Below are 20983 nucleotides of genomic sequence, written 5' to 3'. Positions count from 1 at the left end.
GTACGTCCCGGGGCCGAAGTCGTCGTGCGTCCGCGTGGACTCTCCGAAACCACGGCATAGGTGACTTGGTCTGATCAAGAAGGATGTCCTGAGGATCTTTGCGGTGCTGTGGAGATGGTCCTGGGCGATCGGTCGCGACACCCGGTGTTCCTCTCCCTTGCTGGATACCCACTGGACACGTCGAACCACCTTCGGTGCGAACGTCCTCGCGTTCAGGAGTTGATCTTGGTGAGCAGGGCGACGACTGTGCGGCACAGATCGTCGGTCCAGGACAGGACATCGTTGTCAACGCTCCAACACGCATTGAAGAGATGATTGATCATCCGATACAGATCGACCCGGCGATCATCCACCGGATTGCCGGTTCGTGCTGCGTACTCCGCGATCAGCCGTGGCTGCGGGACCTGCTGGATCGGATCGCCCGCCGGGCCGCCCATCGAGAAGGTGGCGACGTCGTACAACGGATCGCCGATGATTGCCGCTGCCCAGTCGAGGAGACCGGTAACAGTGCGGCCGCTACTGTCCACCAGGACATGGCTCAGTCCCAGATCGCCGTTGAGCAGGCTGCCAGCGGCGAGCTCCGGTGCCGCTCGGTCGATCGCCTCGTAGGCGTCACGGACGAAGTCCGGCGGCAGCCGATCTACCAGAGTGGTCGCACTGTCGGTGACCTGTCGGCGCAGCCATTGCGACCATGAGTCCGAGGTGCCGTGGCCGGTGTCATCGATCCAGCCCCATCCCGGCAACCTGACCGCCCGCAACTTGATCAACAGATTGCCGACCTGATCGATCACCGAGGTGATCTGATCGTCGTCGGCGGAGCCGGCGTCCCAGGATGTACCAGGCATCCTCTTCATGATCATCCAGCGTCCGCCCGGCAGTCGGGCGTCGACGCCGCTGTCGATCACGTCGGGCGCCGGCACACCGGCAGCCCTGGCGCGACCGGCGACCAGTGCTTCGGCCGTCGTGCTGCGATCACCACTCGCCTTGATCAACAGCTCGCCGATCTCGACCACGATCGACGACCCCCAGGTCTCGTGCACAACGGCGGGACCGTCGAGTGCATGGCGCCGACGCAGCAGTCGGGTCGCGATGTCGATCATGACCACACTCTGCGGCAGCCGGCCGGGGTGGCGTCAACCGGATAGCCGTTCCGGAAACCGGCTTTGTGCGAAAGTTGCCGACAGGGCCGGAAAGCTGCCGGCAGGGGATTGTTCGAAATCGGTTTCATCGCTACTGTCTCAGCCACACACACACAACGAAGTGGGGGACGACGATGAACGTCGTGGGGTCAGGTTCTCAGATCAGCAGCTCGGTCGGTTTGTCTCGTCGGATGTTCCTCGGCGGAGCAGCCGGTGTGGTCGGTGCCGGATTGGTTGCCGGCACCATGCCGAGCGCGGCGGCGACCGATTCCGTCGTCGCCGACGGCATCAGGATCAGCAAGGTCGCGGACCTGACCGGTCCCGACATCACCGGCAAGTACGGCATCGGCTACGTCGACCTCGGCATCCCGGTGCGCTGCCCGGACGGCCGGACCCTGTACGTCTTCGGCGACAGCTTCGGTCCCAATTGGGGCGACAACTGGAAGTCGCCGACCGCGTTGTGGTCGCGGACCCGCGGTCTGTCGAGCGGGGTGACGTTCTCCGGTGCGGTCGGCGGCGAGCAGGCCAGCCAGCTGATCCCGTACGAGCACGGTGACGAGATCTCCACGATCATCCCGTCGGACCTGATCACCATCGGCGACACGATGTATTTGCAGGGTGTGGTCAACCAGGGCTTCGGCAACGTGATCTGGAGCGGCATCTGGACCTCGACCGACAACGGCGCGACCTGGACCGACTCCGGAGCCCGATTCCCGGGCGCTGCCTACGACAAGATGTGGCAGCTCTTCACCTGGGCCTTGGGATCCGACGGCTGGATCTATGTCTATTCCGCCGAATTCCTTCGGGAGAGCCCGATGATCCTGCATCGGGTGCGCCCCGACAAGATCACCGACCCCGACGCCTACGAGCCGTGGGGGAAGGCCGGCGACAGCTGGCAGTGGGGAGCCGGACCGGACCCGGTGACCGACGGCATCATCGGTGAGATGTCGCTGCGCCAGCTGGGAGATCGCTGGGTCTTCACCTGGTTCAACTCCGCCGACTACCGGATCGACGCGATGGTGCTCGATCATCCCACTCAGGACCTGCGCACAACCGAGAGCATTACGCTGCTGCACGGCACCAGCTGGGACAACGAGGACATCAACCACGTCGCGCAGCTCTACGGCAGCTACGTGATTCCCGGCTCATCGTTGGACGATCTGCATCTGACCGTGAGCCAATGGAACACCGGCGACAACAGCATCTACCGGGTGATGCAGTACCGCTTCCGAGGGCTGGGGCGGCGACTCTGACCGGTCCTCAGAAGGAACGCCGTACGGCGGCGGATGCCAGCGCGGTCAGGGCGGTCCGGCCCGCATCGGTGATCGGTGCATCGGCGAGCACGGTCATCGCTTCGGAATAATCATGGTCGATCATCTTCTCCACGGCCTCCCGGGCACCGCTCTCGGTGATCACTTGTTGCAGGCCGGCGATGCCGTCGGCGTCGAGATCCTTGTTGCCCAGCTGGGATTCCAACAGCCTGCGACCGGCCGGGTCGGCGCCGGCCAGCGCCTGCGCGACCAGGACCGTACGCTTACCTTCCCGAAGGTCATCACCACTGGGCTTGCCGGTGACAGCGCTGTCGCCGAAGACACCGAGCAGGTCGTCGCGATATTGGAAGGCCCGGCCGATGGGGGAGCCGAACGCGCCGAGTTGATCATGCAACCGGATCTGATCATGCACACCGGACTGCTGGTCAGCTGCGTCGTCGGCACCGCCGAGCGCAGCGCCGAACTGCAGCGGCCTGCGGACCGTGTAGCGCGCGGACTTGTACTCCACCACCCGGGCCGCTTCGTCCAGGGCCTTCTGCAGTTCGGCGTCGTCGCCGGCGGTCCGTCCGGGGAGATAACTGGCGTGATCACGGGCCTGCGCGACCACGTCCAGGAACTGGCCGGCGGTGACCTCGGTCCGCATGCTTTCGATGATCGGCAACCCGCGGTCGAGCATCTCCAGTGGCAGCCCGGCCTGGTGCAACATCTGCATCGACCACATCAACAGCAGATCGCCGAGCAGGATCGCGCCGGCCCGACCGAAGGTCGTCGGATCGCCGACCCAGCCCAGATCGTCGTGCAGTCGCTCGAAGCGCCGGTGCGCAGCGGGCAGACCCCGGCGCAGATCGGAGGAGTCCATCACGTCGTCGTGCACCAGCGCGCTGACGTGCAGCAGCTCAAGACTCGCCGCCGCCGACAACAGCGCGGGCCGCAGCCGGCCCGGTTCGCCGGCCACCGCGACGTAACCCCAGTAGCAGAACGCGGGTCGCAGGCGCTTGCCGCCGCCGGTCAGATCGGCGGCGATCCGCTGGACCGGGTCGAGTTCGGCACCCAGCGGCTTCAGGACCTCGGTCTGGCCGTCGAGGAAGTTGCCGATCGCGGCGGAAATGGCGTCGGTGAAATCCGCGTTCAGCGGCGTGGTCGGATCGAGTGGGGCCGGATCGAGCGAGGGCGGAACGAGCGGGGTCACGTGTCGAGCCTACGTCTGCGCGGACGTCGAACCCGCGTCGGATCACCGACCGGTGGCTGTCCTTGTCGGGATCGGCTTGCCCGGCGTGCGGACGTTCGTCGAGGTTGTCGAGTCGGACGGCGCTGCATCGGTGGGCACCGGGCGTCGCATCCTGATCGGCCAGTGCCGGACGGGCTGGTGCCGGACGGGCTGGTGCCGGACGGAGCAGGGGCGGGTTACTCGGTGACGTGAGGGCCGCCGGTTAGGCTTGGCCGCTATGGCCGTCAACACGACTCCGTCGACCCCACCGACCGCAGCCGGTGAGGCGACCCCGCTGCGTACGCCGACGATCGCCGAGCTGCTGGCTCAGCGGACCCGGCCGCTGTTCTCCTTCGAGCTGTACCCGCCGCGCAACGAGGAGGAGGAACGACGGGCTTGGTTCACCGTCCGCCGGCTGGAGCAGCTGCAGCCGGACTTCGTGTCGGTCACCTACGGCGCCAGCGGATCCACCCGGGACCGGACGATCAAGATCACCGAGCAGATCGCCGAGACCACCACGCTGCGCACGATGGCGCACCTGACCGCGGCGTCGCAGAGCAGGACTGAGCTCCGCCGGGTGATCGGTTCGTACGCCGCCGCCGGCATCCGGCACGTGCTCGCCGTCCGCGGTGACATGCCGGGCGGGCCGACGGTCCCGTGGGAGCGTCATCCCGAAGGCCTGGCCAATGCCACCGAACTGGTGGCGACGGTCAAGGAACTCGGCGACTTCTGCATCGGCGTCGGAGCCTTCCCCGATGTCCATCCGCAGGCCGCCGACGCCGATCTTGATGCCCGGATCCTGAAGGCGAAGGCCGATGCCGGCGCCGACTTCGCGATCACCCAGCTGTTCTTCACCCCGGCCCGCTACTTCGAAATGGTCGATCGGGTCCGGTCGCTCGGCTGCGACATCCCGATCATCCCCGGCATCCAGCCGGTGACTCGGATCAGCCAGATCCAGCGCTTCGCCGAGCTCTCCGGTGCGGCGTTGCCGGCACCGGTGGTGGCCCGGCTGGAAGCCGTCGGCGACGACCCCAAGGCGGTCCGCAAGGTCGGCGTCGAGATCGCCGCCGAGATCGCCGAGGAGGTGCTGGCCGGCGGCGCGCCCGGCGCACACCTCTATACGATGAACCGTTCGCTGGCTACTCGAGAGGTTTACGCCAGGCTGCGTTCGGAGTTCGGTCGAGCGTGATCAACCGCTGGGTCGGCCGGGTCAACGCCACGTAGAGCACCCGCTCGCCGCCCGGTGACTCGGCGACCACGTCGTCGGGGGAGACCACCAGCACGCCGTCGTACTCCAGGCCCTTGGCCTGCAACGGCGTCACCATGATCAACCGACGCAGTTGATCGTCGTCGGTCACTGAGTTGATCATGGTGCTGATCTCGTCGATCAGTGACGGCGGGCAGATCACCCCGACGGTGCCTTCGACCGCGTCGAGCAGATCGCCGGCCGCCGTTGCGGCGTCCCGGGCAAGATCAACTTCGCTGACCCGGAGGTCGGGCTCGACCCCGGTCGATCGGACCGCCTGCGGTAGGTCGGCCTCGGGATAGGCCTGCAGTGCGACCTTGGCCGCGAGATCGAAGACCTCCGACGGGCTCCGGTAGTTGGTGCTCATCCGGAACTCCCGATGCGGTGCCTTGCCGATCACCTGCTGCAACGCCCGCTGCGCCTCGGCCGGATCCGGCCACGAACTCTGCGCCAGATCGCCGACGATCGTCCAACTCGCATGCTGCCCGCGGCGACGCAGCATCCGCCACTGCATCGGTGAGATGTCCTGGGCCTCGTCCAGCAGGATGTGGGCATAGGTCTGATACGGCTCGGCGAACAGGTCGATCTCCCGTTGCACACTGAGCTTGTCGGCCATCGTGACCAGTTCACTGACCTCGGAGCCCTCGTCGTCGAGGAAGATGTTCGGCTCCACCTCCGAGGGCGGCACCGGGCCGATCTTGTCGATCAGCTCGTCCAACAGAGCGCCGTCGGCAACGGTCGGTTCGCCGCCGGCCCCGATCCGGTTGGACCGGATGCTGTCGGCCAGCAGTTGTTGATCATGGGACGACAGGCTGCCGTCTGCCACCGAGGCCAGCGTTGCCGGGTCGCCCAACCGGGCCAGGGTTTCCTCGGCCGACAGGAACGGCCACCAAGCGTTGCAGAACATCCGGAAGCTGGCCATCCCGGTCACCAGGTCGTCGAACTGATCACGATCCAGATCGAGCTGCTCCGGTTTGCGCTGCCACAGCGCATTCCGCAACGCCTCCTCGGCGGCGGCGCGGCCCTGATTGACCCGATAGCGGGACAGCACATCGGACCGGATCCGGGCCAGGGTCTCCGCCCGCAGCACCAGCGGCTCACCCTTGATGGTGATCGCCAGCATGTCCGGCGTACCGCGGGCCGGTTCGGCGGCCAGCCGCTTCAGCACGCCGACCATCGACAGCCTGCCCTTGATGCCACCGACCTCGGCGGAATCGATCCGCTCGCCGTTCAGCCGGACGACGTCGGAGGCGACCGCACCGATCGGGCGCAGCGTCACCGACTCCTCGCCCAGGGACGGCAGCACCCGTTCGATGTAGTTCATGAACACCCGGCTGGGGCCGACCACCAGCACGCCGCCGGACTCGAAGCGGCGGCGGTTGGAGTAGAGCAGGTAAGCCGCCCGGTGCAACGCGACCACGGTCTTGCCGGTGCCGGGGCCGCCGGTGATCATCGTGACACCCTGGTACGGCGCCCGGATCGCCTCGTCCTGTTCGCCCTGGATGGTCGCCACGATGTCGCGCATCTGCGGACCGCGGGCACGACGCAGCGCCGCCATCAGCGCCCCCTCGCCGACGACGATCAGCGAGCCGTCGGCGTTCTCGCCGTCCAGCAGGTCGTCCTCGATCCCGATCACCTGCTGGCCGCGGGAGCGCAGCACCCGGCGCCGGATCACGTCCATCGGCTTGGTCGGGGTGGCCCGGTAGAACGGTTCTGCCGCGGGAGCCCGCCAGTCGATCACCAGCGGCTCGTACTCCTCGTCGCGGACACCGATCCGGCCGATGTAGAAGGTCTGCTGGTCGACCCGATCGAGTCGGCCGAAGACCAGCCCCTCGTGTTCGGCATCCAGCGTGGCCAGTCGTTTGGCGGCCTGGAAGGCGAACACGTCCCGTTCGTAGAGGCCGGTGCCGTCCTCCTCGCGGACATAGGAACCGCGGTCGGACTGATAGAGCGATCGGCCCTCGGTGGCGACCTGCCGGGCCGATCGGGTGGCTTCGCCGAGTCGGTCGTAGACCCGGTCGACATGGGCTTGTTCGCCGGCGATCTCGGCGGCGATCACCTCCGGGGAGGTGGTGGCGGACGGCCCGCTGCCGTTGCCGGAGGCGGTCGGTGCGGGTGTGGAAGTGTTCGACGGCTGAGTCTCACCGGGAGTTGTCAAGAAGGATCCTTACTCCGTAAGTCGAACCGACAACTTTACTCCGCTCTCGCGGCGTCCGGCTGTCGTGTTCGTCACCGGGGTTCCAGCGGCCGGTCCGGGGCGATCAGGTGCTGGCAGCCGTACGCCGCCAGGGCCCCGGACAGCACCTGCATCGAGGGCGCCGGGCCGCCGCGGGAGGACGGGCCGGCGATGAACAGCCCGGCCGGCTCGCTGCTGGCCGGTGGCCGGTCCAGCCAGTGTCGGAACCCGTTCCAGCCGACGCCCGCGGACCGATCCGGCTCTGCGTCGGCGTAGTCGTGCCGGATCAGCACCGTACGGCCCGCCGCGGGTCGGGTGTATTCGATCAGCGGCCCGCCGGTGCTGCGGTGCCACACCGTCTCGGTCGGGGCGTCGGAAGCTGTCGGGTGGGCGGGACCGGCCGGACTTTCCGGGCCGATCGTGCTGTCGGGGGAAGTCGGGTCGGCCGGAGTCGCGGTGCCGGGGACGGCTTCGTCGGTCGGGTGCGGTTCGGCCCAGTCGAGCGTCACCGTAGGCCGCAGCGCGCCGGGCAGCCGGCGCAGCAGTCGGCGTTCGGTACCCGCCACGGTGTCGGGCAGCAGGTCGCGGTAGAGCTGCTCGGGATCGCAGGTGGCGACCACGGCATCGACGGTCAACGGCCCGTCCTCGGTGCTCACGGTGCGACCGTCCGGCCCGATGCCGGTTGCCCTGGTGCCGGTACGGACATCGACCTTGCGCAAGGCGAGCCGCTGCTGCAGGGAGCTGATCAGCGTCGTCCCGGAGCCGGCGGTCCAGCGGCCGAACGTGCGGTCGAGATAGAGCTGGACGGCGCAGAACGCCGGCGTCCGCTCCGGAACCGAGCCGGCGGCGTACGCGAGGTCGGTGATCACCGCCGACAGCTGGGGATGGTCCATCCGGCGGGCGAGGTCGGCGACGCTCTGCCGATGCAGCAGCGCCTTCTTGACCGGCCGGGTGAGCTGTTCCCGCGAGCGCAATTCGGCCTCGATACCCAACGGCCGCAACGCCTGCCAGACGTCGCCGAGACCGTCGACCAGATCCCGCCATCGATCGGCGACCGGTCGTCCGAATCGCTCGGAGATCGCCGCATCCTGGTCGCCGCGTCCGATCGGCAGCACGAACGACGAGCCGTCGGCGAACACGTGCCGGGTGGGCTCGGCGTCGACCAGTTCATCCCCGCTGCGGGCGAACTCGGCCTCCAGGGCACGGCCGCTCTTGCGGAACAGATCCCGCCACGGGGCGGGGAAGGAGAAGATCGGCGGCGCGGCGTCCACCACGGTCTCGTCCAACTCGCGGGCAGCCCAGGCGCCGCCGAGCCGGTCCCTGGCCTCCAGCAAGGTCACCCGATGTCGTGCCTTCGCCAACCGGGCCGCCGCCGCCATCCCGGCCAGCCCGGCCCCGATCACCACGACATCCGCCACAGCGGCAGAGACTACCCAGTCGCCGTCGGTCCGACGTCCATCGCGGTAGCCGGTGGCCGTGGGGTGGCAGGCAATGGTGCGGGTATCGGCGGGTCAGCCATGGTGTCGGGTCGAAGCTGTGCCAATCTGACCGACATGGCAGGTCCGAGGATCGTGATCAGCTATTGCACCCAGTGCCGGTGGTTGCTGCGGGCCAGTTGGGTTGCGCAGGAACTGCTGACCACCTTTGCCAAGGAACTCAGTGAGCACGACGGTGAGCTGACGCTGCGGCCCGGGACGGGTGGCATCTTCCAGGTGTACATCGGCGATGAGTTGATCTGGGACCGGGCTCGCGACGGCGGATTCCCCGACGTTGCCGAGCTGAAACGGCTGATCCGGGACCGGATCGCACCCAAGCGAGACCTGGGCCACATCGACCGAGCCGCTCTCGCCGAGTAACTGAGGCACGCATCCTCTCCGTGAACTAAGGGGTGAGATTCGGCCGCATCGTCGCGGCTGATTCCCGCCCACAAGCATGCGAGGTTGATAGGTGAGTAAATGCTCACCTATGGTTGTGGCGTGGGTGATGTGTTCCGTGCGTTGGCCGACGAGACCCGGCGCGACATCCTCGACCTGTTACGCCGTCGGGACGGTCGCACGCTGGTCGATCTCACCGAGCACTTCCCGAAGATGACCCGGTTCGGCGTCGCCAGCCACCTGCGGGTGCTGGAGGAGGCCGAACTGATCACGATCGTCAGGGCGGGCCGGGAGAAACACCATCACCTCAATGCCGTACCACTGCAGGAGATCGCTGCCCGCTGGCTGTCGGACTTCTCAGCACATCAGGCCCGTGCGCTGCTCGCGCTGCGGAATCATCTGGAAGGATCATCGATGTCCGACTCCGTCTATCGCATCCGGATCCGCTGCACAGCCGAGGCGCTGTGGCGGGCACTGACCGACAACGACACCCCACGGCCCTGGATGTGGGGCGGGACGATCCGCAGCGGATGGGCGGTCGGCGACCGCTACGCCATGTCCGGCGGAGGCGTCGACCTGATCGTCGGTGAGGTCCTCGAGGCCGATCGCCCTCGTCGGCTCCGGCTGACCTTCGATCCGCGGTGGGACGACACGGTGTCGGCCGAGCAGCCAGGCACGCTGGAGTACGAGATCCGTGTCCTGGATGACGGAGTCTGCGAGTTGATCGTGACGATCGCCGGGCTCGACGGTGCGTCTGCTGCGTCGGTTGCCGAGGACACCCCGGAGATCTACAGCAGCCTGAAGAGCTATCTGGAGACCGGCGCCGCGCTCTGAGGAACAAGGTGGCCGCGGCCGTACCGTGGAAGAGTCCGTGGGATCATCGGCCGATGAGCACGTCAGAGGTCGTTGGCTACGACGAGTGCTGGCCGGCGATGTTCCGCGAGATCGCGACGGCGGTCGACCGCGCCCTCGATGAAGTTGATCATGGGATCGAACACATCGGGTCCACGTCGGTCCCAGGCCTGGCCGCCAAACCGATCATCGACCTGTTCGCCGTCGTCCCCACTGCCGATCAGATGCCGGCGGTAATCGCTGCGTTGGTCGGCGCCGGTTGGGGACATGAGGGGGACGGCGGTCTGTCGGGCCGGGAACGGTTCGCGTCACGGCCCGACCTGCCGTACCACCATCTGTATGTGGTGGTCCGCGGCAATCGGCAGCACACCGTTCAACTCCGGTTCCGCGACATCCTGCGGACCGACGCCAACGCCCGCGAGCTGTATGCGGCAAGGAAGTACGAGCTTGCCCCGTTGTTGCGGACCGACCGGACTGCCTACAACGCCGGCAAGTCCGATCTCATCGCATCCATCCTGGACCGTGACCCTTCGAACGCCGCGGATCGTGGCACCAGGCGATAGATTGATCGGCCCGCCCTGCCTGTGAACTCTCGCCCGAAGAGGTGCCTTCAGCATGTCCAAGATCAACAACTCCGAAGCGATCGCAGCCTGGTCGGCGATGCCGGCCGCAGCGATCGCCGCCTATGACGATCAGGGCGACTTCGTCAAACGTCACCTGATCAACGCCAATCTGTTGCGGTTGCTCGGGCCGGTGGAGGGGCGGCGGGTGCTGGATGCCGGCGCCGGCCAGGGCTACTTCAGCCGGCTGTTGGCCGAACACGGCGCGGACGTGGTCGCTCTCGAACCGGCGGCTGCGCTGATCGAACAGGCCCGAAGCATCGAGCGCGAGCGTGACCAGGGGATCAGGTACCTGCAGGCGGATCTCTCCGATCCGGAGACGTCCGGATGGTAGCGCGTGGACCGGCCAACCGCAGGAATTCGATGCGGTGGTCTGCAGCATGGTGCTGCTCTCGATCCCGGACTGGCGACCGGCGATGGCCACCTGTGTTCGGGCGCTGAAGCCTGGCGGCAGGTTCGTGTTCTCGATCAGCCATCCCGCCTTCGAGAATCTGATCGGGACCTGGGCCGTGCACGGGCACTACCGGCTCGATCGCTATCTGGACGAGTACGAGATGCCGGGCGCCCACGCCACCGACTTCCACCGTCCGCTGTCCAGCTATCTCAACGAACTGATCGGTCTCGGCTGCCGGATCACCGAGGTGTGCGAACCCGGTCTGGATCCGCAGGTCGCACAGGACAGCGGCATCGACGGGATCGAGTCCCATGTCGCACTGCCGGCGTTCATGATCATCGCCGCCGAGCGACTGGGATGACGTCCGAGGGTCAGCTGCTGGCACCCTGGTCGTCGTTCAGCCTGACCGGCAGTGCCTTCAGGCCGTACACGATGGAGAGTTCCTGGAACTGCAGCTCGGCGGGATCGACCGCGAGGCTGATGTTGGGGAACCGTTTGGCGAAGGCGGCAAAGGCGGCCCGCAGCTCCATCCTGGCCAATTCGGCGCCGACGCAACGATGGAAGCCATGACCGAAGGCGAAGTGTGACTGACCGGGCCTGCGGTGCGGGTCGAAACTGTCGGCACCGGCGCCGAAGATCGCCGGGTCGCGGTCGGCCCCGCTCAGCGAGACCAGCACCGGGTCGCCGGCCTTGATCTGCTGGCCGCCGAGAAGATGATCTTCGCGGGCGAACCGTGGGAAGCCGATCTGGACCACCGTCAGATAACGCAGCATCTCCTCGACGATCTCGTCCACCGAGTCCGGGTCCTCGGCCAACATCTTCATCGCCTCGGGGTTGCGCAGGAGTACCAGGGCACCGAGCGACAACATGCTGACCGAGGTCTCGTAGCCACCGGTGAAGACACCGTCCGCCAGCCCGGCAAGATCAAGATCGGTGACGTCGGCACGGTTGTCCTTGATGATCTGTCCGATCAGGCCGTCACCGGGGTGCTCCCGCTGTTGCCGGACCGCGTTGATCATGAATGCCCTGGACTCGACCCCGGCGCCCAGCGCACCCATCCCGCCGCTGGTGACATCGAACCGGGCCGGCCCGAGCTCCAGGAAGGTCTCCCGGTCCTCGATCGGCAGTCCGAGCAGATCGCAGATCACCGTGAACGGGATCGGGAAGGCGAAATCGCGGACCAGATCCACCACCGGCCCCTTGGCGGCGACCTCGTCCAGCTGCTGATCGATGGTGTGGGTGATCTTCGGCTCCAGGCGCTGCAGCCGCCGACGGGTGAACTCGGGGGTCAGGATCTTGCGGAGCCGGGTGTGGTCCGGCGGATCGGTGAAGCCGAGTCCTCCGATCCCGTTGGCCTCGGAGTCGTTGATGTTGCCGATGAACGGCCGGATGTTGTTGCTGTAGGCGTCGCGATGACCGAGCACCTGCTTGGCCTCGTCGTAGCCCGACACCATCCAGATGCTCAGCCCGAACAGCTTGCCGAGTCGGGTCACCGGCTCGCTGGCTCGCCGCTCGGCGAGCTCCGGGATCGGGTCGACGCCGTCACGCCGGAACGGCAACCGGAACGGCTGCGGGATCGCCGCCAGCTGGGACAGGTCGAGCTGCCCGCCGGACCTGGCCAACAGCCGTCGGCCCAGCCAGGAGCGGATCGTAGATCTGACGCCCATCGTTCCCTTTTCTTCGTCGACCACCGACCGGTCTGCCGCGGTCGAGTCACCTCGATCGAGGCAGCTGTGATCGGGCGGTCCCGATCGAGCCCCCTCGACCGAACTGCTCGCTCCGTCTCGCCGGCAGCCTCTACGTTCTGTTCCTTGAGACGATACTTGGCGCAGCCGGATCTGTTCGGCGGCCACGCGCATGTGATCAATCACGCAGTCCCGATCGGTCCGTACGGACGACGTGTCCACGCCTCGGACCGATCGGCACCGCGGGAATCGACCGCGGTCCGACCTGGTTCTGGAGTTTTGTCGGAGCTGAGCTGTACCGTGCTCAGTGTCGAATGGTTGTTCGATAACGGTATGTCGTCGGATCGTTCCTCGAGGACTCACAAGTCTCTGGAGGGCCGTCCGGTGGCTCCTTGGGGAAGGGCCCGTACCGAGCAACCGCGACGAGCGTGGTGTTCGCGGCATCGCGCTTCCGGGCCGCTCCGGCCGGGACGGAACTCGACCCCCGTCCCAGCCGGAGCTCCCGAGGGATTGCCGACCGGTGCGTGAAAGGGGGCGAGGTGTTGAGAGACTTTGTGCTGGAAGCCGACCCGACAGCACAGGAGGATCCCGATGGCCGAGTCCCGGCGCAACCGATCCCGTTCGGTGGCGGGAGCATTCCTCGACGATCTGGTCTCCGGACAGATCGCAGCCTGGCAGGCGGAGCGGGGGATCGACGACTTCACCGTCACCGACCTCGGCGGTGGCACCGGCACCTTCGCGATCACCCTGGCCCAGCAGGGTCATCAGGTCACCGTCATCGACCCCAGCCTGGATGCGTTGGCGTCCCTGCAACGGCGGACGACCGAGCGACGGCTGAGCGACCGACTGCGCGGCGTGCAGGGCGATGCTTCGGAGTTGGTCGGACTGATCGGCGCGGACTCCACCGACGTGATGGTCTGTCACCGGACCTTGGAAGTGATCGACGACCCGACCACCGCACTGGCCGCGATGGCCGAGGTGGTCCGTCCCGGTGGCGTGTTGAGCGTGGTGGTTCCGCTGCGCCGGGCGGTGGTGCTGAGCCAGGCACTGCAGGGGCACATCGACGCCGCGTTGGAGGCGTTGGACGACCCGACCCGGTTCGATCCGGACGACGTGGCGGCGCTGATCGGACGGGCCGGTTTCACGGTCCAAGACATCAGTGGCGTCGGGACGCTGGCCAGCCATGTTCCCCAGGCGGTGCTGGAGGAGCAACCCCGACTGGCCGACCAGCTGTACGAGTTGGAGTCCCGGATCTGTCGCGATCATGCGTTCCGGGCGATCGCGCCCTGGGCACACATCTTCGCGCGGCGCTGACCTCGAGCCGGCCGCCGGGCGCGGGTGCCGGCGCGCGGCGGAGTGGTGGCTCGCGGCAGGGTGGTGGCGCCGGATGAGCGTGATCATGCATGTCGACATGGACGCCTTCTTCGCCTCGGTCGCGCTGCGCCATCGGCCGGAGTTGTGGGATGTCCCGGTGATCGTCGGCGGCGAACACCGCAGCGTGGTGCTGGCGGCCAACTATCCGGCCCGGCGTCTCGGCATCAGTTCAGGGATGCCGGCGGTGCGGGCGCGCCGGTTGGTGCCCGGCCTGGTGACCGTGCCACCGGACTACGACGCCTTTCGTACGGTGTCGGCCGGCGTCTTCGCGATCTTCGACAGCATCACCTCCCGGGTCGAGCGCGGCTCGATCGAGGAGGCGTTCCTGGACGTGACCGGCTCGACACGCCGTCTCGGGTCGCCGACCGAGATCGGCGAGCTGATCCGGGCCACCGTCGCCGACGAGCAGAAGATCACCTGCTCGGTGGGGATCGGGCCGACCAGGTTCGTCGCCAAGGTCGCGTCCCGGCAGGCCAAGCCGGACGGCCTGGTCGAGGTCGCTCCCGATCGGGTTGCCGACTTCCTGCACCCGCTCCTGGTCGAGGAACTGTGGGGCATCGGCAGGTCGACCGCCGACTCGCTGAACCGGCTCGGCGTCCGTACCGTCGCCGACCTGGCGGCGATACCGAAGACCGTGCTGCAGCACGCCTTCGGTCCGCGCTACGGCGCGATGCTGGCCGATCTTGCCTGGGGACGGGACGGCCGCCGGGTCACCCTGGGGGCCCGGGAACACAGCACCGGAGCGCAGGAGACCTTCGCCGTCGACACCGCCGATCCACGGATCATCGAACGCGAGCTGTTGCGGATGGCAGGCAGGGTCGCTCATCGGCTGCGGAAGGCCGAGCAACTGGCGCGGACCGTCAGCATCACCATCCGCTACTCCGATTTCTCCACCGTCACCCGATCGGCGGCGTTACCGACGCCGTCCGATGTCACCAGTGAGCTGCACGAGGTCGCGGTCCGGTTGTTCGCCAAGCTGGCCCGCCGGGGCAAGCGGATCCGCCGGGTCGGCGTCCGCGGGGAGGGGATGGTGCCGGCGCGCCGCACCTACCGGCAGCCGCTGCTGACCGAGCCCGAACACGGCTGGCGTGACCTCGAGTTCGCCATGGACGAGGCGGGAGCCAAGTTCGGCAGCGGTGCGGTGCAGCGACTGGCACTGGTCCGCCGCCCGGTCGGCACCGCAGCAGGCTTCGGGTCCGACACCGGGGACGAGCAGGGGCCACGGCCGTTTCTCGGCGGATCGAGCGCGCAAGGGGGTGCTGCGGAACCGGCCCGCCAGTGAGAGCCGGCCCGCCGGGCAGAATCCGGGCCCGAAGGGATTCGCTTCCGGTCCGGCGGTGCGCCCATGGAGAGCGGTCGCCACCGCGGGGACCGGCGTACCACGTCCGTCGAGCAGGTGCGGTCGCGCTGCCGGTACGGCCATCTTGCAGGCACGGTCGGCCCAACGTAAGGTCAGGCCCAACAGCGCGCGGGAGCGCGGATGGCCCGACGGTGTGGTTGGGGAGTGCAGGGCCGAGGACCGAGCTTCGCGTTCGGCTCGAGGACGGACCTGTTTCAGGGACAGATCAGGATCTGTTCCGGGTTCAGGTTTCCCGTTACCCCCTTGACGCCTAGACTGGTCGGTACATCCACGCTGTTGCGTGGACGAGGCGGACACAGAATGGTCGGAGGTGGCCCATGGCCCTCTCAGATGAGGAAGAACGACTCCTCCATCAGATGGAGGAGGCGCTGGCAGCTGAGGACCCCAAGCTCTCGCACGCGCTGAGCGGCAAGGGCAGCCGCCGCGTTCACCGTAGACGGGCCGCGCTCGCAGGCGTCGGATTCTTCGTGGGCCTCGCCCTGCTGGTCGTCGGCATGTCGACGAACATCTTTTTCAGCGTGCTCGGCTTCGTGGTGATGCTCGCCGCAGCTGTGACGGCCATCTACTCCTGGCAGCACGTCAATGACGCTCCGGTCGACGGCGGCAACACCGATCGTCCGAAGACGCCGCAGTCGGCGCCGAATGCGCAGGGTTTCATGGACAAGATGGAGGAGCGCTGGCGTAAGCGCCGCGACGAATCCGGCTTCTGACCTCGCCGACCCACGGCACGACGACGGTTGCAACCGTAACCGCGCCGACCCGATCACCAGCCGCCGTACGGCTTCGACGCGCTCACACCCGTTCCAGGGGTGTGGCGCCGGCGAAACCGTGCGGCGTCGTCGTTTTGCGTGGTGCGCTCCGAGGCCGCTGAACAATCCGCCGTTGCGCAGTCGGCGGCCGTTTCCCGCCACCTCCGATTCGCCCACAACAGCGCTCACCGACGTGTTGTGCTGGGATCAAGCGACGATCTGTCCCGGTGTTGCGAGATGACCGGCCGACCTTACCGGCGGCGCAACACCGACCGTGGCAGCACGGTCATCGCGATCTTCGCGGGCAGAGTCCGGTCGGCGAGCAGTTCGAGCCGGATGGTTCGGACCAGCCCCGGCACCGTCGCGGCGGCCTCGGCGTCGGCGAAGTGGGCTGCGTACCGCTCCCGCTCGACCAACAGGGCCAAGGCGGCCAGCGCATCCTTCGCCCCGCGATCGTAGTGCCGGCCCACCTCGGTGGCGATCGTCCGCGGTGAACCCGCCGGCCACGGCCGGCCCAGATCTCGTACGGTGTCGCGCACCTCCGACCAGCCCGCCTCGATCCGATCGCCGGGGTCGGGCAGCGGGCCGCCGTGAGCGGTTCCGCCGACCGCCAACCGGCTCCGTCGGCGGCCGATCCTGATCGCCGCCGGCGTGCCGAGCAGCGCCACCAGCAGCAGCGCACCGCCGCCCAGCCCGAGGGCCCGTCGCCAGGGAAATCCGGTGTCCGCCGGCGTTGCCGGTGCCTGCACCGGGCCGCTGGACTGCTGCGGGTTGGCCGTCGGACGGGACTGCGTCGTGGGATCGCTCTGCGCCGCGCCGGCGCTGGGGTCGGGCTCCGGTCCGGTGTCGACCGGGACCGTCCAGGACGGTGCGTTGCCGGTCTGACTGGACGGCGTCGGCTCGTAGCGCACCCAGCCGTAGCCGCTGAAATACAGCTCCGGCCAGGCGTGCGCGTCGCGGCCGGTGACCGTCCAGACGTCGCCCTTCTTGCTACCTGGCAGGAAGCCGACCGCGACCCGGCTCGGGATCCCGACCAGCCGGGCCATGATCGCCATCGAGGCCGCGAACTGCTCGCAATAGCCCTGTTTGTCCCGGAACAGGAAATTCTCCAACGCCTGATAGCCGCTACCCGGTCGCGGGTCGGTGCTGTAGGTGAAGTTGTTCGGGTCGCGGAGGTAGGCCTGGATGGCGGCAGCCTTGGCGGCCGGACTGCCCGCCTCGGAGGTCACCCGCTCGGTCAGTCGGCTGATGTTGGCCGGCAGGTTGTCCGGGACCGCGGTGGTCAGGTTGGAGTCCGGCGGGTCGCCGGAGATGATCGCGTCCAGCGTCTCGGCGTCCGGGTCGACGTCTCGACTGACCACCGAATAGTCCAGTCCCTCGGTCGCCCGGTTGCGGTTCTGGCCCCTTTCAGAGGAGATCACCACCAGCGAGTTGGGGTCGTAACCCCAGCGGCCGTCGGCGTCGAACGACTTCGGCACGAACGGCAACGGCAGGTACTCGCTGCCGAAGTCGCGGATCTGGATGCTGGTGCGTCGGTCCTTCCCGGTCGGCTCGGTCAGACCGACCGGTTGCGGTAGTCGGTCACCTTCCTCGATCGAGGTCTGAGCATTCTGCCAGCCGGCATCGCTGAAGGCGGGCAATGACGCCATCCGCAGATACTGGCCGTCGGGTTTGTTGGTCCGGTAGGTCAACACCACTCGATTGGTCGGCAGTGTCAGGTTGCGTTTGAGGTCGAGGGTCGGATCGGTCAATCGGAGTGGGCCGCCGCTGCCGGCGCTGCCCTCGCCGAACCCCCATGCGCCGACCGACAGGGTCGGCAACACCGAACCGGCGATCAGGGTCAGGACCACAGCCGGGACCGCGACCCAGCCGACGGCCCGCCAGACCACCACGCCGGCCTGTTCCTGCACCGAGCCGCCCAGGCTGTCTCGGCTCAACCCGCGGGTCCAGCCGGCATAGCCGTTCAGCCCCTCGGCGAGCAGGATCGCCAGGTAGCCGGCCGCGATCAACAGGAACGGGCGCAGTCCGGTGTCGGTGCCCAGTCCGATCGCCGGCACCAGGAACGCGGTCAGCGGCGGCGCCAGTCCGAGCGCCGGCTTGTGCAGGGTGATCACCAGTAGATCGGTGAGCAGCGTGATCACCCCGAGCGAGGCGATGAAGACGAAGATCACGCCGTTGTCCGGTGGCATCGGCGCGGCCTGGGACTGCATGTGTTCGCCGGCGGTGTGGAACAACAATGCGGTCCGCTGCAGGACGTTCAGCCCGTCCACCGGCGCGAGCTGCCGGGCCACCAGCCCGAGGAAGGTGCCGAGGACGACGAGCTGCACCAGCAGGGCGCCGGTCGAACCGACCCGGGTCCGGCGGCACAGCAGTCCGACGCCACAGATCAACAACGTCAGCAGCCAACTCGACCCGAGGAACGATCGGTCCTCGGTCAACGGCCCGAGGGTGAAGCTGGCCAGGATGAGGGAGAACGCGACCGCGATCGCGTACCGATCGGTGGCGCGCATCTATCCACCCGCCACAGTTGCGTGGTCCGACTCCGCCGACTCCGCCGGCTGCGGCGGCGTCGAGCCGGCGCGACCGGTGGTGCCGGCCAGCGTGGCCCAGGCCGCGGCGACCGTCATGCCGTGGCCGACCCGGACCACCTGCCACCCGTCGGCGGCCAGCAAGGCAGCCGTGGCCCCGAGGTCGCTGCCGCGTCCGACGCGGTCGTTCGATCGTCCGCCGGGCTGCTGCGCCGAGCCGCGGGCAGCGGCGGCCGGACGCTCTCTGGCGTCCTCGGATTCCGGATCGGCGAAACTGTCGACGTCGAGCAGGATCGCCAGCCCGCGCGAGTGCTGACGGCGCACCCGGAGCAGCAGGTGGGCGTCGTCGCTGGTCATCTGCCCCATGATCGCCACCACCAGCTGTCCGCTGCTGTCTGCGGCCGCGGCGTCCAGGGCGTACCGCAGGCTGACTGTCCGCCGCGGGTGCAGGTCGGTCAGCCGGGAGATCACCAGGTCGCCGGTCGCCCGCCGGTTCATGCCGCCGATCGACTCCAGGTGCATCGGGCCGTCGGCCTCGTACAGCTCGGTCCGGAAACCGTCGTCGATGAACCGCAATCCGATCGAAGCTGCCGCCGAGACCGCCCACTCCAGGGAACTGTTCATCCCGGCACCGGCATGGGCACCGGCCCGGGAATCGAGGATGATCCGAGCGGCCGGATCCCAGGCCTGCTCCTCGCGACGCACCATCAGGTCGCCGCGGCGGGCGGTCGAGCGCCAGTGCACCCGGCGGACGTCGTCTCCGTGCCGATACTCCCGGATCAGCACGTCGTCGGCGCCGATCATGCCGATCCGGTGCGGTTGCGATTCGCCGGAACTGGATGCCCCGCCGGAGCCGGACACCGAGGTGAGCGGCACGATCTGCGGTGTGACCAACACCTCGCTGGTCGCGGTGAACTGCTGGGTCCGCTGCACCAGGCCGAACGGGTCGCTGGTCCGGACGATCAGCGGACCGCACTCCCAACGACCGCGGACCCGGCCGAGCAGCGGATACTCCAGCTCCCGTTCCCAGCCGAGCCCGGCGCGGTCGATGGTGAACCGCGGCCGGGTGCCCAACTCCGGCGGCACCGGATCTTCCAGCATCACCAGGCCGACCGGCAGCCGGCTCTCCAGCGAGAGCACGATCTTGCCGATCATCGGCGACCCGAGCTGACCCCGTTCGGGAACGACCGAGCGTTGCGCGGAGAGCCGCAACCGGGCGGCGGCGATGAAGATCAACGCGAGCACCGGCAGAGCGATCAGCAGCAGCCCGATCCGCATCACGTCCCGCTGGCCCGCAAAGATGGCGATCACCACCACGGCGATCCCGAGTCCGAGCGACAACCGGCCCCGTACGGTCAACATCCGCAGCGGATGCCGACTACCCCTCTCACTCATGGCTGGTCACTCATCGTCTGGTCTCGCTCACGCCTGGTCATCCCCGGATCTGATCATCGGCCGACGGTGGCTAACGATGATCAGGTACGGCGACGGTTCGCACGGCGGCGGAGATGATGTCCTCCACGCTGTGCCGGGCAAGTTGTGCCTCGGTCGACGGCAGTACCCGATGAGCCAGCACCGGGACCGCGAGCGACGCGACGTCGTCGGGAGTGACGTACTCCCGGCCACTGAGCGCGGCCTGCGCCCGGGCGGCGCGGAGCAGTTGCAGGCTGGCCCTCGGGGATGCGCCCAGCCGGAGATCGCGGGAGTGCCGGGTCGCATTCACCACCGAGATGATGTACTGCCTCACCGGCAGACTGACGTGCGCGCGCCGGGTGGCCTCGATCAGACCGCGGACGGTTGCGGCGTCGGTGACCGGTTGCAGCGAATCCAACGGATTGGCCGCACCGTGTGCGTCCAACATGTCCAGCTCCGAGGCGGGCGTCGGGTAACCCATCTCGATCCGTGCCATGAACCGGTCCCGCTGCGCCTCCGGCAGCGGATAGGTGCCTTCCATCTCGATCGGGTTCTGGGTCGCCACCACCATGAACGGCGCCTGCAGGCCGTAGGTGGTGCCGTCGACCGATACCTGACCTTCTTCCATCGACTCCAGTAGAGCGGACTGGGTCTTGGGGGAGGCCCGGTTGATCTCGTCGCCGACCACGATGTTGGCGAAGATGCCGCCCGGTTTGAACTCGAACTCCCGGCTCTCGGCGTTGAACACCGAGACCCCGGTGATGTCGGAGGGCAGCAGGTCGGGGGTGAACTGGAGCCGGCGGACCGAGCAGTCGATCGAACGGCCCAACGCCTTGGCCAGCATCGTCTTGCCGACACCGGGCACGTCCTCCACCAGCAGGTGTCCCTCGGCCAGCAGCACCGTCAACGCCAGGTCGACCGACGCCCGCTTGCCCTCGATCACCTGCTCGATCGCGGACCGGACCTTGCCCATCACCTCGACGACGTCGTGCAGTTCGAACGCCGACGTGTCGGCGAACTGCCGGCCGTCGTCGCCGTCGGAGCGGGCTCGCCGACCGTTGGAGACGGCGGCTTCGTCATACGCCTCGGCGGCGT

18 protein-coding genes are annotated in these 20983 nt (G+C 68.1%); 10 read left to right on the top strand and 8 right to left on the bottom strand.

Annotation, left to right across the window (positions count from 1 at the left end):
* Positions 1-212 precede the first annotated feature (212 nt).
* Positions 213-1100, bottom strand: a complete 888-nt coding sequence (locus BLU38_RS04525; protein WP_091520534.1) for a phosphotransferase family protein — start codon at positions 1098-1100, stop codon at positions 213-215.
* 182 nt (positions 1101-1282) lie between these two features.
* On the opposite strand from BLU38_RS04525, the gene BLU38_RS04520 reads away from it, so the two are divergent.
* Positions 1283-2392 carry a DUF4185 domain-containing protein gene (locus BLU38_RS04520; protein ID WP_231920173.1) on the top strand — a complete coding sequence of 370 codons (1110 nt, stop codon included), beginning with the start codon at positions 1283-1285 and terminating at the stop codon, positions 2390-2392.
* Positions 2393-2399: 7 nt separating this feature from the next.
* On the opposite strand, the gene BLU38_RS04515 is transcribed toward BLU38_RS04520, so the two are convergent.
* Positions 2400-3599 (bottom strand): polyprenyl synthetase family protein, encoded by a 1200-nt coding sequence (locus tag BLU38_RS04515; protein WP_091520531.1) that lies wholly within the window; start codon positions 3597-3599, stop codon positions 2400-2402.
* Positions 3600-3855: 256 nt separating this feature from the next.
* On the opposite strand from BLU38_RS04515, the gene metF reads away from it, so the two are divergent.
* A complete protein-coding gene (gene metF / locus BLU38_RS04510; protein ID WP_091520527.1) occupies positions 3856-4806 on the top strand; it encodes a methylenetetrahydrofolate reductase [NAD(P)H] in 951 nt (316 codons plus the stop codon).
* Here the strand turns inward: metF and BLU38_RS04505 are convergent.
* Both BLU38_RS04505 and BLU38_RS04500 read right to left on the bottom strand, forming a co-directional pair.
* Entirely contained in the window at positions 4757-6922 is a 2166-nt protein-coding gene (locus BLU38_RS04505) for a HelD family protein (RefSeq protein WP_091531926.1), read from the bottom strand. The two genes, metF and BLU38_RS04505, sit on opposite strands and share 50 nt — an antisense overlap.
* Positions 6923-7092: 170 nt before the next feature.
* Positions 7093-8457 (bottom strand): phytoene desaturase family protein, encoded by a 1365-nt coding sequence (locus BLU38_RS04500; RefSeq protein ID WP_091520523.1) that lies wholly within the window; start codon positions 8455-8457, stop codon positions 7093-7095.
* A 135-nt stretch (positions 8458-8592) separates the two neighbouring features.
* Here BLU38_RS04500 and BLU38_RS04495 point away from each other — a divergent pair, with 135 nt between their 5' ends.
* From BLU38_RS04495 to BLU38_RS31555, 5 genes are all read left to right on the top strand, one after another.
* Positions 8593-8895 (top strand): SelT/SelW/SelH family protein, encoded by a 303-nt coding sequence (locus BLU38_RS04495; RefSeq protein WP_091531922.1) that lies wholly within the window; start codon positions 8593-8595, stop codon positions 8893-8895.
* Positions 8896-9015: 120 nt separating this feature from the next.
* A complete protein-coding gene (locus BLU38_RS04490) occupies positions 9016-9747 on the top strand; it encodes an ArsR/SmtB family transcription factor (protein WP_172836071.1) in 732 nt (243 codons plus the stop codon).
* A gap of 53 nt (positions 9748-9800) precedes the next feature.
* On the top strand, positions 9801-10328 hold the full coding sequence (locus BLU38_RS04485; protein WP_091520517.1) for a GrpB family protein: 528 nt from the start codon (positions 9801-9803) through the stop codon (positions 10326-10328).
* Positions 10329-10380: 52 nt separating this feature from the next.
* Positions 10381-10719, top strand: coding sequence for a class I SAM-dependent methyltransferase (locus tag BLU38_RS31985; RefSeq protein ID WP_197679995.1), 339 nt, complete (start codon positions 10381-10383; stop codon positions 10717-10719).
* Complete coding sequence (locus BLU38_RS31555; RefSeq protein WP_269458158.1) at positions 10658-11140, top strand: methyltransferase domain-containing protein; 483 nt, start codon at positions 10658-10660, stop codon at positions 11138-11140. The genes BLU38_RS31985 and BLU38_RS31555 overlap by 62 nt, the downstream gene beginning before the upstream one ends.
* 10 nt (positions 11141-11150) lie before the next feature.
* On the opposite strand, the gene BLU38_RS04475 is transcribed toward BLU38_RS31555, so the two are convergent.
* A complete protein-coding gene (locus BLU38_RS04475; RefSeq protein ID WP_091520514.1) occupies positions 11151-12446 on the bottom strand; it encodes a cytochrome P450 in 1296 nt (431 codons plus the stop codon).
* Between the two features lie 609 nt (positions 12447-13055).
* Between BLU38_RS04475 and BLU38_RS04470 the strand changes: the two genes are divergently transcribed.
* The 3 genes from BLU38_RS04470 to BLU38_RS04460 all read left to right on the top strand — a co-directional run bounded on the left by BLU38_RS04470 (position 13056) and on the right by BLU38_RS04460 (position 15908).
* Positions 13056-13778 (top strand): methyltransferase domain-containing protein, encoded by a 723-nt coding sequence (locus BLU38_RS04470; protein ID WP_091520510.1) that lies wholly within the window; start codon positions 13056-13058, stop codon positions 13776-13778.
* Positions 13779-13851: 73 nt separating this feature from the next.
* Positions 13852-15120, top strand: a complete 1269-nt coding sequence (gene dinB / locus BLU38_RS04465; protein ID WP_091520507.1) for a DNA polymerase IV — start codon at positions 13852-13854, stop codon at positions 15118-15120.
* Between the two features lie 395 nt (positions 15121-15515).
* Complete coding sequence (locus BLU38_RS04460; protein WP_091520502.1) at positions 15516-15908, top strand: DUF3040 domain-containing protein; 393 nt, start codon at positions 15516-15518, stop codon at positions 15906-15908.
* 290 nt (positions 15909-16198) lie between these two features.
* Here the strand turns inward: BLU38_RS04460 and BLU38_RS04455 are convergent, their stop codons facing one another.
* The 3 genes from BLU38_RS04455 to BLU38_RS04445 form a co-directional block, all read right to left on the bottom strand.
* On the bottom strand, positions 16199-18457 hold the full coding sequence (locus BLU38_RS04455) for a transglutaminase family protein (protein ID WP_091520499.1): 2259 nt from the start codon (positions 18455-18457) through the stop codon (positions 16199-16201).
* Complete coding sequence (locus BLU38_RS04450; protein WP_091520495.1) at positions 18458-19870, bottom strand: DUF58 domain-containing protein; 1413 nt, start codon at positions 19868-19870, stop codon at positions 18458-18460.
* Positions 19871-19940: 70 nt separating this feature from the next.
* The gene (locus BLU38_RS04445; RefSeq protein ID WP_091531918.1) at positions 19941-20861 is read right to left on the bottom strand and encodes an AAA family ATPase; all 921 of its coding nucleotides are present in this window, start codon (positions 20859-20861) and stop codon (positions 19941-19943) included.
* Positions 20862-20983: the final 122 nt, after the last annotated feature.

The sequence above is a fragment of the Microlunatus soli genome (genome assembly GCF_900105385.1).
In the GTDB taxonomy this organism is placed as follows: domain Bacteria; phylum Actinomycetota; class Actinomycetes; order Propionibacteriales; family Propionibacteriaceae; genus Microlunatus; species Microlunatus soli.
The sequence above is the reverse complement of the archived record's forward strand: the minus strand, read 5'-3'. Positions and strand labels throughout refer to the sequence as shown.